The sequence below is a fragment of the Mycobacterium sp. NGS35 genome, assembly GCF_059812855.1.
Window position 1 is genome coordinate 133,639 of record NZ_JCALDL010000001.1, and the last position, 14,433, is coordinate 148,071.

Annotated in this window: 19 protein-coding genes; 6 read left to right on the forward strand and 13 right to left on the reverse strand. The window is 66.3% G+C overall.

Annotated elements, in window-relative coordinates:
- Positions 1 to 105: 105 nt before the first annotated feature.
- Positions 106 to 360, forward strand: coding sequence for a WhiB family transcriptional regulator (locus AC5Y4C_RS00670; protein WP_499907772.1), 255 nt, complete (start codon positions 106 to 108; stop codon positions 358 to 360).
- Positions 361 to 477: 117 nt separating this feature from the next.
- Here the strand turns inward: AC5Y4C_RS00670 and AC5Y4C_RS00675 are convergent, their stop codons facing one another.
- Positions 478 to 1,944, reverse strand: coding sequence for a sensor histidine kinase (locus AC5Y4C_RS00675; RefSeq protein WP_499907771.1), 1,467 nt, complete (start codon positions 1,942 to 1,944; stop codon positions 478 to 480).
- Between the two features lie 9 nt (positions 1,945 to 1,953).
- Positions 1,954 to 2,169, reverse strand: coding sequence for a biotin/lipoyl-binding carrier protein (locus tag AC5Y4C_RS00680; protein ID WP_499907770.1), 216 nt, complete (start codon positions 2,167 to 2,169; stop codon positions 1,954 to 1,956).
- 259 nt (positions 2,170 to 2,428) lie between these two features.
- On the opposite strand from AC5Y4C_RS00680, the gene AC5Y4C_RS00685 reads away from it, so the two are divergent.
- Entirely contained in the window at positions 2,429 to 2,515 is an 87-nt protein-coding gene (locus AC5Y4C_RS00685; protein ID WP_499908064.1) for a 50S ribosomal protein bL37, read from the forward strand.
- A gap of 14 nt (positions 2,516 to 2,529) precedes the next feature.
- Here AC5Y4C_RS00685 and rsrA read toward each other — a convergent pair whose 3' ends face one another.
- The 3 genes from rsrA to AC5Y4C_RS00700 all read right to left on the reverse strand — a co-directional run bounded on the left by rsrA (position 2,530) and on the right by AC5Y4C_RS00700 (position 3,925).
- Positions 2,530 to 2,793: a mycothiol system anti-sigma-R factor gene (rsrA, locus tag AC5Y4C_RS00690; protein ID WP_499908063.1), complete on the reverse strand. Its 264-nt coding sequence runs from the start codon at positions 2,791 to 2,793 to the stop codon at positions 2,530 to 2,532.
- Positions 2,794 to 2,906: 113 nt separating this feature from the next.
- The gene (locus AC5Y4C_RS00695) at positions 2,907 to 3,572 is read right to left on the reverse strand and encodes a sigma-70 family RNA polymerase sigma factor (protein WP_499962223.1); all 666 of its coding nucleotides are present in this window, start codon (positions 3,570 to 3,572) and stop codon (positions 2,907 to 2,909) included.
- Between the two features lie 170 nt (positions 3,573 to 3,742).
- Positions 3,743 to 3,925: a hypothetical protein gene (locus AC5Y4C_RS00700; protein WP_499907768.1), complete on the reverse strand. Its 183-nt coding sequence runs from the start codon at positions 3,923 to 3,925 to the stop codon at positions 3,743 to 3,745.
- A gap of 245 nt (positions 3,926 to 4,170) precedes the next feature.
- Here AC5Y4C_RS00700 and AC5Y4C_RS00705 point away from each other — a divergent pair, with 245 nt between their 5' ends.
- Entirely contained in the window at positions 4,171 to 5,016 is an 846-nt protein-coding gene (locus AC5Y4C_RS00705; protein ID WP_499962221.1) for an SDR family oxidoreductase, read from the forward strand.
- Between the two features lie 7 nt (positions 5,017 to 5,023).
- On the opposite strand, the gene AC5Y4C_RS00710 is transcribed toward AC5Y4C_RS00705, so the two are convergent.
- The 4 genes from AC5Y4C_RS00710 to AC5Y4C_RS00725 all read right to left on the reverse strand — a co-directional run bounded on the left by AC5Y4C_RS00710 (position 5,024) and on the right by AC5Y4C_RS00725 (position 7,271).
- Positions 5,024 to 5,272 carry a hypothetical protein gene (locus AC5Y4C_RS00710; RefSeq protein ID WP_499907766.1) on the reverse strand — a complete coding sequence of 83 codons (249 nt, stop codon included), beginning with the start codon at positions 5,270 to 5,272 and terminating at the stop codon, positions 5,024 to 5,026.
- A complete protein-coding gene (locus AC5Y4C_RS00715; RefSeq protein ID WP_499907765.1) occupies positions 5,269 to 6,141 on the reverse strand; it encodes an oxygenase MpaB family protein in 873 nt (290 codons plus the stop codon). The genes AC5Y4C_RS00710 and AC5Y4C_RS00715 overlap by 4 nt, the downstream gene beginning before the upstream one ends.
- A gap of 29 nt (positions 6,142 to 6,170) precedes the next feature.
- Positions 6,171 to 6,422, reverse strand: coding sequence for a hypothetical protein (locus AC5Y4C_RS00720; RefSeq protein WP_499962219.1), 252 nt, complete (start codon positions 6,420 to 6,422; stop codon positions 6,171 to 6,173).
- A gap of 84 nt (positions 6,423 to 6,506) precedes the next feature.
- The gene (locus tag AC5Y4C_RS00725; protein ID WP_499962217.1) at positions 6,507 to 7,271 is read right to left on the reverse strand and encodes an SOS response-associated peptidase; all 765 of its coding nucleotides are present in this window, start codon (positions 7,269 to 7,271) and stop codon (positions 6,507 to 6,509) included.
- A gap of 43 nt (positions 7,272 to 7,314) precedes the next feature.
- On the opposite strand from AC5Y4C_RS00725, the gene aroA reads away from it, so the two are divergent.
- The 3 genes from aroA to AC5Y4C_RS00740 all read left to right on the forward strand — a co-directional run bounded on the left by aroA (position 7,315) and on the right by AC5Y4C_RS00740 (position 10,495).
- The gene (aroA, locus tag AC5Y4C_RS00730; RefSeq protein WP_499962215.1) at positions 7,315 to 8,604 is read left to right on the forward strand and encodes a 3-phosphoshikimate 1-carboxyvinyltransferase; all 1,290 of its coding nucleotides are present in this window, start codon (positions 7,315 to 7,317) and stop codon (positions 8,602 to 8,604) included.
- The gene (gene rsgA / locus AC5Y4C_RS00735) at positions 8,601 to 9,581 is read left to right on the forward strand and encodes a ribosome small subunit-dependent GTPase A (RefSeq protein ID WP_499962213.1); all 981 of its coding nucleotides are present in this window, start codon (positions 8,601 to 8,603) and stop codon (positions 9,579 to 9,581) included. The genes aroA and rsgA overlap by 4 nt, the downstream gene beginning before the upstream one ends.
- A 149-nt stretch (positions 9,582 to 9,730) precedes the next feature.
- Positions 9,731 to 10,495, forward strand: a complete 765-nt coding sequence (locus tag AC5Y4C_RS00740; protein ID WP_499962212.1) for a fasciclin domain-containing protein — start codon at positions 9,731 to 9,733, stop codon at positions 10,493 to 10,495.
- Positions 10,496 to 10,497: 2 nt separating this feature from the next.
- Here AC5Y4C_RS00740 and AC5Y4C_RS00745 read toward each other — a convergent pair whose 3' ends face one another.
- The 4 genes from AC5Y4C_RS00745 to ppk2 all read right to left on the reverse strand — a co-directional run bounded on the left by AC5Y4C_RS00745 (position 10,498) and on the right by ppk2 (position 14,424).
- Positions 10,498 to 11,763, reverse strand: a complete 1,266-nt coding sequence (locus AC5Y4C_RS00745) for a fatty acid desaturase family protein (protein WP_499907759.1) — start codon at positions 11,761 to 11,763, stop codon at positions 10,498 to 10,500.
- A gap of 77 nt (positions 11,764 to 11,840) precedes the next feature.
- On the reverse strand, positions 11,841 to 12,986 hold the full coding sequence (locus AC5Y4C_RS00750) for a ferredoxin reductase (RefSeq protein ID WP_499962210.1): 1,146 nt from the start codon (positions 12,984 to 12,986) through the stop codon (positions 11,841 to 11,843).
- Between the two features lie 68 nt (positions 12,987 to 13,054).
- Entirely contained in the window at positions 13,055 to 13,558 is a 504-nt protein-coding gene (locus AC5Y4C_RS00755; RefSeq protein WP_499907757.1) for a DUF6912 family protein, read from the reverse strand.
- Complete coding sequence (gene ppk2, locus AC5Y4C_RS00760) at positions 13,555 to 14,424, reverse strand: polyphosphate kinase 2 (RefSeq protein WP_499907756.1); 870 nt, start codon at positions 14,422 to 14,424, stop codon at positions 13,555 to 13,557. Before ppk2 ends, AC5Y4C_RS00755 begins: the two co-directional genes overlap by 4 nt.
- Between the last annotated feature and the right edge of the window lie 9 nt (positions 14,425 to 14,433).

Genomic DNA, 14,433 nt, shown 5'->3' on the forward strand with positions numbered 1-14,433 from the left:
GCCTGTGAAACGATCGGTTGCAACAGTGCGGAAACAATTCGTGCGCACGCATTAAGAGCCGAAGACAACCGTGCGTCGTTGCACGCACGCTGCAAGGAGATTTACATGGATTGGCGCCACAAGGCGGTCTGTCGGGACGAGGATCCGGAACTGTTCTTCCCCGTCGGCAACAGCGGTCCCGCACTCGCCCAGATCGCAGAAGCGAAGCTGGTGTGCAACCGCTGCCCGGTAACCACCGAGTGCCTGACGTGGGCACTGGACTCCGGCCAGGACGCCGGCGTTTGGGGTGGCATGAGTGAAGACGAGCGGCGTGCGCTGAAGCGCCGCAACGCCCGGACCCGAGCACGCAGTTCGGTCTGACGTTCTCAGCACGTATTTAGTAGGGCGCGGAAAATTCCGCGCCCTACTTTGCTGAGCTAACAAGCGTTTATCGGATTCAACCTTTACGAGCTACTACTCCTATTGCCCGCTCCAGCCTTACTGCGGGCTCCGCCCGCTCCGGCGGCCGATCGGCACCCTCAACACCACATCCGTCCCTCCGCCCGGGGCGTCGTGCATGCCGAGCGAGCCGTCCAGCTCCGTCGCCACGAGCGTTCGCACGATCTGCAGGCCCAACCGATCCGAGTTCTCCAGACTGAAACCGGGCGGCAGCCCGCGGCCATCGTCGTGCACCACCACGTCGAGCCACCGCGACGAGCGCTCGGCGCGAATGGTCACGCTGCCGTCGGACCCTGACGGGTCGTAGGCGTGCTCGATCGCGTTCTGTACCAACTCGGTGATCACCATGATCAGCGCCGTCGCACGGTCTGAATCGAGCACACCCAGCGTCCCCGCGCGCTCGACCCGGACGCGAGAGTCGACACCGGCGAGATCACCCATGATCGGCAAGATCCGGTCGACCACCTCGTCGAGGTTCACTTCCTCGTCCACCGACATCGACAGCGCGTCGTGCACCAAGGCAATCGACGAGACCCGCCGCACCGACTCGATCAGCGCCTCGCGGCCCTCCGGATTCGTGGTCCGGCGCGCCTGCAGCCGCAGCAGCGCCGCGACCGTCTGCAAGTTGTTCTTCACCCGGTGATGGATTTCGCGGATCGTTGCGTCCTTGGACAACAGGGCGCGATCGCGCCGCTTGATCTCGGTGACGTCGCGGATCAGAACCGCAGCGCCGACGGACTCGCCCCGCACCACCAGCGGCAGCGTGCGCAGCAGCACGGCCGCGCCACCAGCGTCGACCTCGAGCCGCATGCTGGAACCGCCGGCCAGCGAGTCGAGCACATGATCGGCCAGCTCCTGCGCCTCGAACGGATCCGAGATCAGCGGCCGGGTCACGCGCACGAGGTTGTGGCCCTCCAGCTCGGAAGCCAGCCCCATGCGGTGGTACGCCGAAATCGCGTTGGGGCTGGCGAACACCACGTCACCGTTGACGTCCAGGCGGATGAACCCGTCGCCCACCCGCGGGCTGGACCGCGACACCGGCAGATCACCGACATTGGGAAACGTCCCCTCGGCCAGCATCTGCAGCAGGTCGTTGGCGCAGTCCAAGTAGGCGACTTCCAGCGGACTGGACTTGCGTCGCGTAGCCACCGCCGTCTGCTGCGTCAGCACCGCCACCACGTCATCGCTGTGACGGACCGGCACCGCTTCCATACCGGTGCCGTCGTCGCCGATCGTGCCGGATGCGAACGCGGCCGCAACCTGCGGTAAGTCCTCACTGCGAGCGATGGTTCCGACCGCGTCGGTCAGCAGCACTGTGGGCGCTGTGTTGGGCCGGCACTGCGCCACGCACACCAGCGCACCGTCGTCGCGGCGCACCCACATCAGGTAATCGGCGAAGGAGAGGTCGGCCAGCAGCTGCCACTCCCCCACGACCGCGTGCAGGTAATCGACCGCCTCGCCTGGCAGGACGGTGTGCTCGGCGAGCAGTTCACCGAGGGTGGACATGGCTCCTAGCTAATCGATGACGGCTATCAAATCGCCGGCGCGGATGACGTCACCCACAGCCACCTTGACCTGCGTGATCCGCCCCGCCGTTTCGGCGTGCACGGGGATCTCCATCTTCATCGACTCCAGCAGCACCAGGGTGTCGCCCTCACCGACTTGATCGCCTTCTTTGACCATGACCTCCAGCACGCTGGCCACGATTTCCGCGCGAACGTCTTCGGCCATTCACTACCCCGTTCTCTGCACCGCAGGCCGGAGCCGCCCGGGCGGCGACATCGATCGCCGGAGCCGCGCGGCGGCGACATGAATCTTCGCCTTAATCGAACCACAGCGATGAGCGCTTGCGCGAAGAGCCAGCACACAGCGATGAGCGCTTGCGCGAAGAGGCAGCACACGCGATGAGCGCTTGCGCGAAGAGCCGAGCACTCGAGCCGCATGAGAGGATGGACGGCCAGTAGAAATGAAGTGACCGAAGGAGAAGACGATGGCCAAGCGTGGCCGCAAGAAGCGTGACCGCAAGCACAACAAGGCAAACCACGGCAAACGGCCCAACGCCGGCGCCAAGAAGTAACAGCAGACCCGCGGTCAGTACTTGATGATCGTGGTGCGGCTGATTTCCATCATCAGGCGCTGACGCAGCCGATCCGGCGCCTTTTCCCCGCTGCACTTGGCTGCGATCAGCCGCTTGATGCGCTCTTCGACGCCGTACTGACGCAGGCAGCCGGGGCACTCCTCGAGGTGGTGGCGCAGCTTGTCGCGGGTTTCAGGTGTGCACTCGCCGTCAAGTAGTGTCCACACCTCGGCCATCACGGCCGCGCAATCGGGATGCTCCGGGTCAATCGGGCCTATCGGCGGCTTGAATACGTTCTGCTCTTCGCGCGAGCGCTCATCGGTGCTGCTTTGCTCTTCGCGCGAGCGCTCATCGGTGCTGCTCCGCTCTTCGCGCGAGCGCTCATCGCCACTCACGATGACACCTCCTCGTGTCCCCGCACGAATCCGCGATCTCTCGCCACATCGGCGAGCAAGCTGCGCAGTTGCCGCCGGCCGCGATGCAGCCGCGACATCACCGTCCCGATCGGAGTATCCATGATCTCGGCGATCTCCTTGTACGGGAAGCCTTCGACGTCGGCGTAGTACACCGCCATCCGGAAATCCTCCGGCAGTGCCTGCAGCGCCTCCTTGATCTCGTTGTCCGGCAGCGTCTCGAGCGCCTCGACCTCGGCCGACCGCAACCCGGTGGACGAATGCTCGGCGTTGGCCGCCAATTGCCAGTCGGTGATTTCCTCAGTGGGATATTCAGCCGGTTGGCGTTGCTTTTTGCGATAGCTGTTGATGTAGGTGTTGGTCAGAATCCGGTACAGCCACGCTTTGAGGTTGGTGCCTTCCTTGAAGGAGCGGAAGCCGGCGTAAGCCTTGACCATGGTCTCTTGCAGCAGGTCTTCGGCGTCCGCGGGATTGCGCGTCATTCGCAACGCGCCGCCGTAGAGCTGGTCGAGCAGCGGGATCGCATCGCGTTCGAAGCGTGCGGTCAGCTCAGCATCGGTCTCGGTCCGCCCACTATCAGTCTGCGTCTCCGGCGGTCCGGCCTCGTCCGACGGTGCGGCGCCCGCACCATCGACGTCGGTCATGTCGATCCCTTTCGTTGGGGTGTCATCGACGCCGCCCACCCACACTGGGCGCTCCAGGCACGCCGTCAACACCAGACAACCCCTTCTTCAATCCTAGAACCGCAAGCCGCTCGACCCTTGACTGCACCCATCAACACCAGTCAGGACCTGCGTTGTTCCCGGTGCAGCTGTTACCGCGGTATGAACCGCACAAATGGGATCCGCCGCCCTACCGCGCGGAAGTCCTCCTCGGAGCCGTCGACTTCGAATCCCATCAACCGAGGCAGCAGGTGCATCGCCAGCACACGATGTCGGGTGGCGTAGCGGGTTAAGATCTCGACGCCCTGCTCAGCCGACAGCCCCTCGGCGGTCACCGGGATCGTCGTGCGGCCGCAGCAGCAGCAACCGCTGGCTGAACAACCAGCCGAGCCTGGCGTGGTACAGCTGGATGGTTATACGAAATAGCAAGGGGCGCAACCCCTTTGGCGGCTGGATCGATCTGACGACTTTCACCCACTGAGCCTCCCGTCATCGCGGGCTGGTTGTCCGACGGCACAGACGCCTTACCCGTCCCACGAGCACGCCATCCAGCCCAGAAGCGCCCGGTTAAGGTCGACAGATGTCCCTTTCCGGCAAGACCATGTTCATCTCTGGTGCCAGCCGCGGCATCGGCCTGGCGATCGCCAAGCGGGCCGCCGCGGACGGCGCCAACATCGCACTCGTCGCGAAGACGGCCGAACCCCACCCCAAGCTGCCCGGCACCGTCTATACCGCGGCCAAGGAGATCGAGGAGGCCGGCGGTCAAGCTCTGCCGATCGTCGGCGACATCCGCGACGGCGACATGGTGGTCGCCGCGGTGGCCAAGGCGGTGCAGCAGTTCGGCGGCATCGACATGTGCGTCAACAACGCCTCGGCGATCAACCTCGGTTCGATCACCGAGGTGCCGCTGAAGCGCTTCGACCTGATGAACGGCATTCAGGTGCGAGGCACCTATGCGGTGTCGCAGGCCTGCATCCCGCACATGAGAGGCCGGGAGAACCCGCACATCCTGACGCTGTCTCCCCCGATCCGCCTCGAACCCAAGTGGCTCAAGCCGACCCCCTACATGATGGCCAAATTCGGAATGACCCTGTGCGCGTTGGGAATTGCCGAAGAGATGCGCGATGAGGGCATCGCCTCCAACACGCTGTGGCCGCGCACGATGGTCGCCACCGCGGCGGTGCAGAATCTGCTCGGCGGCGACGAGGCGATGGCCCGGTCGCGCAAACCGGAGGTCTATGCCGACGCCGCGTATGCCATCCTCAACAAACCCGCCCGCGAGTACACCGGCAAGACCCTGCTGTGCGAGGACGTGCTCGTCGAATCCGGCGTCACCGACCTGTCGGTGTACGACTGCGTGCCCGGCGCAACCCTGGGCGTCGACTTCTGGGTGGACTCGCCCAACCCGCCGGGTTACGAGGCCTGATCCGGCCTTACACCACGGAGATATGCGCGCCCACAAGCAGCCACGGCCACAGCGCCGCCGTGGTCACGAACGACACCATCTCCGATCCCGCCGGCATCCGAGTGCGCAGATCGCCCTCGAGCAGCTGCACCTGCTCGGCGTCGAAGAACGCCCACACCAGTCCGACAACGATGTAGGGAACCGCAAGCCAGAAGGCCACTTCGATCATCGCTTCGACGCTGACCCGTCTGCTCAGCAGCCGGCGCAGTGCCCTCATACCAGCGCCCGATTGTCGCGGACCCGCAGTCTGACGTCAGCCAGCAACACGTAGCTGCCGCCTTGGCGGATGAACACCGGAATGAACCGGTTGACGAAAGCGACCGTCAGGAAAAGCCATTCGAACAGACCCTGCTTGACGTTGCTCCACCGCAGGCCCATGGCGTCGCGGAACACCGGCGCCAGAAAGCCGGTGGTCAGAAATTTCAGCAGCGGCCGGAAAGGCAGCCGCAGAACGGGATTGATCATCCGCAGATTGATCAGGTCCAACAGGTACTGACGGACCGTTTCGTCGATCTGCACCCGACGGCACGCGTCGACCCAGTACGCATCGAACTCCGCGCGGGTGGGTGGCCACTGGTCCTCGGTGACTTGCAGCGTGGTTCCCAGCGTCCACGCGGATCGGTAGAACTGTTCGGCCTGCGCCGGCGTCATCTCGCCGCGCAACAATTGGTAGACATCTTCCAAACCGACGAAAAGGCAAGCGGCAACCCACATTTGGAGGTCGCGGTCGAAGGCGTTGTACCGCACCGGACTGTCCGGGCCGGACTTGACCTGCCGGTGCGAGCCGTCCACGGCCTTGCGGAACGCCGCACGGTCCGCCGGCGTGCCCAGGACCGCGACGGCCAGATACTGGAGCGTGGTGCGTGCCCGCTTCCACGGATGCTTGAGGATGTTGCCGGAGTCGACCTTGCTCTCGACGACTCCGTAACCGACTTCGGGCCACGACAGCTGCATGATCACGTTGGCTGCGCCGGCCGCGAACCCCCAGAAATCCATGGCCTCGGCTGCGGTAACCGCACCGTCATCCCAACGGGCGGTGCGTCTGCGAATCCGGATCCGGCAGTCATCGGGCGAGAACTCGCGCATGCGTCTCCTTTCGGTCGCCTCCACTCGCATCACGTCAGGCAGACGTTGAACAGCACGAGAACGGGCCACGACAGCGCGGACCCGGCAATCACCACCACACGGTGCGAACCGTGGGTCTGGCTGAGCTGATCAGTGTGGGTGACCAACCACAGAGCGCCGACGAGCAGGTACGGGACGCCCAGCAGGGCCGCAGTCCCAATCCACTCAGCGACGGTCATCTGAAAGCTCAGGATCTTCCGCACCGCGCTGAGCATGCCGTCCCCGTCCGTTGCGCTGGCCACAGCCTTGCCCGTCGATGTTAACGACGGTTCGGGCACCGGTGCGGTGTTATTGCCGGATACGGCGGCGAACGTGAATGCCGGTTCCTAGAGCAGGGTCGGCTGCTTGGCCTCCGGCTCGGCGGGCTCGATGAGCTCGGGGCCGTTGTTGCGCACGTTGTTGACCAACGTCGACACTTCGCGGATCTCCAGGTGCGACAGGTCGGCGCGCACCGTGAGCAGCTCGGGGTCGAGCGGACTGTCCGGGTCCAGCCATCGGTCCCAGTCGCGCTCGTCGATCATCAGCGGCATCCTGTCGTGGACCTGCGCGAGCGGGCCGACCGCATCCGTGGTGATGATCGTGCAACTCAGCAGCGGCTCAGCGTCCTTGGCCGGCTTCCAGACCGACCACAGCCCGGCCATGCAGATCAACTGGTCGTCGCCGGGCGTCATGAAATACGGGGTCTTGCGCGGCTTCTTGCCCGACGGCGCGTCCGAATTGGCCTTCCACTCGTACCACCCCGTCATCGGCACCAGGCAGCGTTTGCTCTTCGCCGACGACCGAAACGCCGGCGACGTGGTGACCTTGTCGGCGCGGGCGTTGATCAACAGCGGCCCCTTGCCCTCGGGCGCCCCGTCGGGGCCGGCCTTGGCCCACGGCGGCACCAGTCCCCACCGCATCAGCCGCAGCCGTCGCGTCGGATCGTCTTCGGGTTCGCTGTGTCTGCTCACCACGGTCGCGATCGTGTTCGTCGGCGCGACGTTGTAGTTGGGTCCTGAGCCGGCTTTCGCAGCCGACGTGGCCTCGTCGATCGCGTGGATCTTCTCCGCCAGCAGCTTCGGATCGGTGGTCACCGCAAAACGCCCGCACATGCCTCCATCGTGGCACCGGTTGCCGACACGCCAGAATTGAGGCGTGAGCATCTGGCAGGCCCCCACCGCGCCCGCCCCTGTGCACGCCACCGTCGCCGTTCCCGGCTCCAAGTCGCAGACCAACCGTGCGCTGGTGCTCGCGGCACTGGGCGCCAGCGACGACGAGTCGGTGTCGGTGACCGGTGCGCTGCGCAGCCGCGACACCGACCTGATGATCGGCGCGCTGCGCACGCTGGGCTTCGGCGTCGACGTTCACGGCAGCGACGTCACCGTGTCGGGCCGGGTCGAACCGGGTGAGGGCGCGTCCGTGGATTGCGGGCTGGCCGGAACCGTGCTGCGGTTCGTTCCGCCACTGGCCGCCCTCGGTGCCACGGCGGTCACGTTCGACGGCGACGAACAGGCCCGTAGCCGGCCGATCGCCCCGCTGCTCGACGCGCTGCGCACGCTGGGGGTGTCCGTAGACGGCACCGGGCTGCCCTTCGTGGTGCGGGGCACGGGTGCGGTGCGCGGGGGCAAGGTCGAGATCGACGCGTCAGCGTCGTCACAGTTCGTGTCCGGACTGCTGCTGTCGGGAGCGGCCTTCGACGAGGGGCTGACCGTCGTGCACACCGGAGCTACCCTCCCATCCACCCCGCACATCGCGATGACGGTGGCGATGCTGCGCGAGGCCGGCGTAGACGTCGACGACTCGGCGCCGCGGCGCTGGCACGTGGCACCCGGCCCGGTCACAGCGCGGACCTGGCGTGTCGAGCCCGACTTGAGCAACGCGGTGCCGTTCCTGGCTGCGGCGGTGGTGACGGGCGGCGCCGTGCGCATCGCGGGCTGGCCGCTGGTCAGCGTCCAACCCGCCGACCACATCCTCAGCCTGCTGCGCAAGCTGAAATGCACTGTGCTGCAAGCTAATTCGCATCTCGACGTGCAGGGGCCCAGTAGCTACGAAGGAATCGACGCAGACCTGGGCGACGTGGGCGAGCTGACCCCCGCGGTCGCCGCGCTGGCCGCCCTTGCGCAGCCCGGCTCGGTGTCGCGGTTGACCGGCATCGCTCATCTGCGCGGTCATGAAACCGACCGGCTGGCCGCACTTGCCACCGAGATCAACAAGCTCGGCGGCGACTGCGAGGAGACCGACGACGGCCTGGTGATCACCGCGACGCCGCTGCACGGGGGTACCTGGCATTCGTACGCCGATCACCGGATGGCGATGGCCGGCGCCATCGTGGGCCTGGCAGTGTCCGGGGTCGCCGTCGACGACGTGGAGACCACCGCCAAGACGCTGCCGGAATTCCCGCAGCTGTGGGCGGACATGCTGGCGGGCCAGGATCCCGCCCGGTGAGACCGGGCGACTTCGACGAATCCGACGTCAAAGTGCGCTCGGGCCGAGGCTCGCGGCCGCGGACCAAGACGCGCCCCGAACACGCCGACGCGCGTCCGGCGATGGTGGTGACCGTGGACCGTGGCCGCTGGGGGTGCGTGCTGGATCGCGACCCCGCGCAGCGGGTCACCGCCATGCGGGCCCGTGAACTCGGCCGCACTCCGATCGTCGTCGGCGACGACGTGGACCTGGTCGGCGATTTGTCGGGCCGCCCCGACACGCTGGCGCGCATCGTGCGCCGCGGCCCGCGGCGAACCGTGCTGCGACGTACCGCCGACGACACCGACCCCACCGAGCGGGTGGTGGTGGCCAACGCCGACCAGCTGCTGATCGTGGTTGCCCTGGCCGACCCACCGCCGCGCACCGGGCTGGTGGACCGGGCGCTGATCGCGGCGTACGCGGGCGGTCTTCGGCCGATCCTGTGCCTGACCAAAAGCGATCTGGCCCCGGCCGAACCCTTCGCCGAGCAGTTCGCCGACCTCGACCTGACGGTGACCACCGCCGGGCGCGACGATCCGCTCGACGCGGTGGCCCCGCTGCTGACCGGCAAAGTCACTGTGCTGCTTGGCCATTCGGGCGTAGGCAAATCGACGTTGGTGAACCGCCTTGTGCCGCAGGCCGATCGGGCGATCGGCGAGGTGACCGGCGTGGGCAAGGGCCGGCACACGTCCACGCAGTCCGTCGCCCTGCCGCTGCCGGACTCCGGGTGGGTGATCGACACACCGGGAATCCGGTCGTTCGGGCTCGCGCACATCGAACCCGACGACGTGCTGATGGCATTTTCCGACCTGGCCGACGCCGTCGAGGACTGCCCGCGCGGATGCGGGCACCTGGGTCCGCCGGCCGACCCGGAATGCGCGCTGGACGCGCTGAGCGGCCCGGCGGCGCGGCGCGTCAGTGCGGCGCGACGGCTGTTGCGGGCGCTCACCGAAACGTAGCCTCACCAGGGCCGTTTGGGCGGACCTGAGGGGCGCCCTTACCATTCCACCGAGTGTTTCAGCGGCGTAGCGGCACAGGCGATCCTTCGCCGACCGCGGTTGGGGGCAAGCAGATGGCCGCTGAACGAAGACCGAGAGGACCCGAAGTTATGACTCACGCCGGTAAGCACGCCGGTAAGGTGGCTGGCCTCGTCGCGGCCGGCACCGCGATCGCGTTGTCGTTGGGACTGTCGGTGACGGCGCACGGCGACCCCCCGTCGGAGCCGACGCCAAGCAGCAGCCCGACGAGCCCGACCTTGCAGCCGCCCGACCCCCAGGGTTCCGGCTGCGACAACTACAAGAAGCAGGTCCCGTCGGGTAAGGGGTCGTTCGCGGGCATGGCGAGCGAGTCGATCACCGACGCCGTGGCCAACAACCCGATGCTGACGACGCTGAACGCCGCGCTGACCGGGCAGCTGAATCCGAACGTCAACCTGGTCTCGGCGCTGAACTCCGGGCAGCACATCCTGTTCGCGCCGGTCGACGACGCGTTCGCGCAGCTGCCGCCGGAGCAGCTGAATGCGCTTAAGGCCGATCCGGCCGCGCTGAGCAATCTGCTCAGCTACCACGTGGTGCTCGGCCTGCTGTATCCGGAGGACGTGCACGGCAAGTTGACGACGTTGCAGGGTAACCAGGTCACCGTCACCGGCAAGGGCGGCGACGTGAAGGTCGACGACACGGCGAAAGTGGTCTGCGGCGGCATCACGACCACCAACGGCGTCATCTACATGATCGACACCGTGCTGAACCCGGCCGGCTCGACGGCCTCGAGCAGCAGCTCCACGACGCCGACCACACCGTCGTCGACACCTTCGTCGACGTCGGCGTCGCCGACCCCGACCGCGCCGAACGCCGCCGAGGCGCCCGGGCGCTGAGATCAGGCAGCGGCGCGGCGGGCTTCGCGGCGGTTCTGGCGCCAGCCGCGAACCGTCGCGATCGCGGTCTTGAGCCCGCGTCGACGGCCGGTGTTGGGATCGGTGCCTGCGAATCCCGGCTCCAGCTCCGCGAACATCTTTTCGCTGCGCGTTTCCGGTGCGTCATCTGCGGTGGCACTGAGGTATTTGTCAGGCAGCGACAGCTTGGCGATCGTGCGCCACGCCTTGCCGTACTGCGCCAAGAACGACCCGGTGGTGTAGGGCAGGTCGTACTTGTCGCACACCTGGCGCACCCGCACAGAAATCTCGGCCAGTCGATTGCTGGGCAGGTCCGGGTACAGGTGGTGCTCGATCTGGTACGACAGGTTGCCGGTCATGAACGCCATCACCGGCCCGGCATCGATGTTGGCCGAACCGAGCATCTGGCGCAGGTACCACTGGCCCTTCGATTCGCCTTCCATGTCGGTCTTGGTGAACTTCTCTGCGCCGTCGGGGAAATGGCCGCAGAAGATCACCGCGTTGGCCCACACATTGCGGATGACGTTGGCCATGAAATTCGCGGTCGCCGTGGACTTGAAGGTCGCGGCCGGTGAGGCCGACGTCAACGCCGGGAACGCGACGTAGTCCTTGAACACCTGCTTGCCGGCCTTGGTCGACACCTCACGCAGCCGTACTTTGGTGGCCTCGCGATTGGCCCGCCCCTTGAACAGCTTGCCGATCTCCAAGTGCTGCAACGCAACTCCCCACTCGAAGCCGAGCGCAAGAATCGTGTTCCACAGCAGGTTGAAGGCGTTGTACTTCTTCCAGCGCTGGTCACGCGTGACGCGCAGCATGCCGTAGCCGACGTCGTCGTCCATGCCCAGGATGTTGGTGTACTTGTGGTGCTGGAAGTTGTGGGTGAAGCGCCAGTGCTTGGCGGCGCCGCCCATGTCCCACTCCCACGTCGAGGAGTGGATCTCGGGATCGTTCATCCAATCCCACTGGCCGTGCATGACGTTGTGGCCGATCTCCATGTTCTCGATGATCTTGGCCAGGCCCAGCGTCGCTGCTCCGGCCCACCAGGCCGACCGCTTGGAGCTGGCCGCCAGCATCACCCGGCCGGCCACCTCGAGAGTGCGTTGCGCGGCGATGGTGCGACGGATATAGCGCGCGTCGCGCTCGCCGCGTGAGTCCTCGATGTCTTGGCGTATCGCGTCCAGTTCGACCGCGAGGCTTTCGATGTCCGCGTCCGTGAGGTGCGCGAACGCGGGGACGTCCGAGATAGCCAACGCATGCTCCTTCCGCCGTCGTGTCGCTACCTACGCTAGCGTAACCTACGACGTCGTAGGTTACCAGTGGGTAATCATCAGACGTCGAGCACGCAATCTCCCGACGCCGCCGAGATGCAGGTCTGCACCCGAGTACCCGGTTCGTGTTCCACACCGGTGCGCAAGTCGCGCACATGGCCGTCGACCAAGCCCACCACGCATGACTGGCAGATACCCATTCGGCAGCCGAAAGGCATCTGCACGCCAACGTTTTCGCCGGCGTCCATCAGTGAGGTGGCGGCGTCGACGGTCGCCGACTTGCCGCTGCGGGCGAAAGTCACAGTGCCGCCGGCGCCATGCGTGCCAGCCCTGCTCACCGCGAACCTCTCGAGGTGGAGCTTGCCGGTGAGTCCGGCGTCAGCCCACACCCGTTCTGCCGCCTCGAGCATCCCCAGCGGGCCGCACGCCCAGGTTTCACGCTCGCGCCAATCCGGCACTTCTTCGGCCAGCCGGTTCAGATCGAGGCGGCCCTGCGTGCGGGTGAACCGCAGATTCAGCCGGTAACCGGGATGCTCGCGCGCCAACTCGGCCAGTTCGCCGCCGAACATCACATCAGATTTCGTTGGCGCGGAATGGATGTGCACGATGTCCGTGATTTGTTCTCGACGCGCCAGCGTGCGCAGCATCGACATCACCGGCGTGATGCCCGAGCCTCCGGTGAGAAACAGCACCGACGCCGGCGCCGGATCAGGCATGACGAAGTTGCCCTGCGGGGCAGCCAGCCGCACGATTGTGCCCGGCGCGACTCCACCGACCAGATGCGTCGACAGAAATCCCTCGGGCATCGCCTTGACCGTGATCGTGATCGTGCGCGCCGAGCGTGAGGTCACCGGGCTCGAGGTCAGCGAATACGAACGCCACCGCCAGCGCCCGTCGACCAGCAGGCCGATGCCGATGTATTGGCCCGGCTCGTAGTCGAATTCAAAACCCCACCCCGGTTTGATCACCAGGGTCGCGGAGTCGGTGGTTTCCCGACGGACGTCGAGCACACGGCCGCGCAATTCCCGGGCGGACCACAGCGGGTTGGCCAGTTGCAGGTAATCGTCGGGCAAAAGCGGCGTGGTGATCCGGCTCGCTACCGCGCGCAGTGTCCGCCACACCGGATGCTTGGCTGCGGCGCCTGAAACGGTCGGCCGTTGAGTATCGGCGACGACCGCGGTGGGCTTCGAGATCTTCGAACCCATGCCTCACTCCCGTCGGTCAATCCGTCCTACCTACGGTACCGTAACCTACGGTGGCGTAACAACTCCGGTCAGAGCAGGTCGAGGAGGAATGCCAATTCCTGCGGCGCGTACCAGGCCAAATCGTGGTCCTGGGCGTCGCCGACCCGAAGCTCGGCATCCTCGTCCCCGAGGTCGGCAGCGTCAATCGCTTCCACCGCCGCGACCACCGCCTCCTCGGCCGCCGCGTTGTCGACGTGCGCGCAGACCACCTGGTCAAAACGCACTGGGCCGCTGAGCCGCACAACGGCATCATCGAGCAGCGGAAGCGGCTGCGCGTGATCCACGTCTGCGACCAGCACCGCGCGCCGAGGCGGCAGCCCGGACGAGTCGTCCTCGGTAGTGAGCAGCCGCAGCGACGCCAGCGCGGCATCGCGCAACGCCACCTCGGCGAGCTCGTCGTCGTCACCTTCGGCGTACGCCTCCCGAAGCGCAGGTGTCACGGCAAATGCCGTGCCATTCACCGGGTCGAGCTGGCCGTCGGCCACCAGCCGTTGCAGCATCGCCAGCGTGGCGGGGATGTAGACCCGTGTCACGATGCCGGCTCCGCTTGGCCGAGCAAGCGGGCGACGTGGTCGGGCACGTAGTGGTAGTGGCGCCGCGGCGGACGCTGGTAGCTGTCGGAGTGAACAGGCTTGGCCGGCAGTTGCACCGCCGGCCTCGGCGTCTCGTGGTATTCCAAAGTGGACAGCAGATGGGCCATCATGTTCAGTCGCGCAGCCTTCTTCGAATCGGATTCGACGACGTACCAAGGGCTTTTGGGAGTGTCAGTAACGGCCATCATCTCGTCGCGAGCACGCGAGTAGTCCTCCCACCGATAGATCGATTCCAGGTCCATCGGGCTGAGCTTCCACTGCCGCACCGGGTCGGTCAGCCGCGACCGGAACCGGCGCAATTGCTCTTTGTCCGAGACCGAGAACCAGTACTTGCGCAGTACCACACCGTCGTCGATGAGCATGTCCTCGAAAATTGGTGCCTGCTTGAGAAACAACGAATGCTCTTGCGGCGTGCAGAAATTCATCACCTTCTCGACGCCGGCCCGGTTGTACCATGACCGGTCGAACAGCACGATCTCCCCGCGCGCCGGCAACTGCGCAACGTAGCGCTGGAAATACCACTGGCCACGCTCTCGGTCAGATGGCACCGGCAATGCGGCAATGCGCACCACCCGAGGGCTGAGGTGCTCGGTAATCCGCTTGATCGTGCCGCCTTTGCCAGCGGCGTCACGGCCTTCGAACACCACCACTATGCGCGCGCCGGAATGGCGGGTCCACTCCTGCAGCTTCACGAATTCCGTTTGGAGACGGAACAATTCAGCTTCATAGACCTTCGGCGGGATCTTGCGTCGCTTGGGCTTCGCCGCCGGCGACGCCGACGCGTCATCCGCCTTGTTGCCGCTCATCGCCGAATG